This window comes from Pseudomonas putida (assembly GCF_028682475.1).
GTDB lineage: Bacteria > Pseudomonadota > Gammaproteobacteria > Pseudomonadales > Pseudomonadaceae > Aquipseudomonas > Aquipseudomonas putida_AG.
On record NZ_JANHLE010000149.1, the window covers coordinates 1 to 252 of the forward strand.

A 252-nucleotide genomic window follows, 5' to 3' on the forward strand; every position below is an offset into this window, starting at 1 on the left:
TGACCAGCAAGCTGAGCCTGGCCAACCTGGCCGGCTTCGACCTCAACGGCAAGACCCAGACGGTGGGCGTGCTCAACGCTGTGGCAGGGTCGAGCTTGAACCTGAACAACGGCACGCTGGCGCTGAGCAACGGTGGCACCTCGGCGGGTACGCTCAGTGGTGCGGGCCTGCTGCAGGTCAATGGCGGTACGCTGGACGTGCAGGGCAGCAACACTGGCCTGAGCGCCGATACCCTCATCGCGACAGGGGCCA

At 66.3% G+C, this 252-nt stretch carries 1 protein-coding gene; it reads left to right on the plus strand.

What is annotated here, in order from left to right:
• A partial coding sequence (locus NPS47_RS25580; RefSeq protein ID WP_274297466.1) for a hypothetical protein occupies positions 1 to 252 on the plus strand: 252 nt, incomplete at both ends.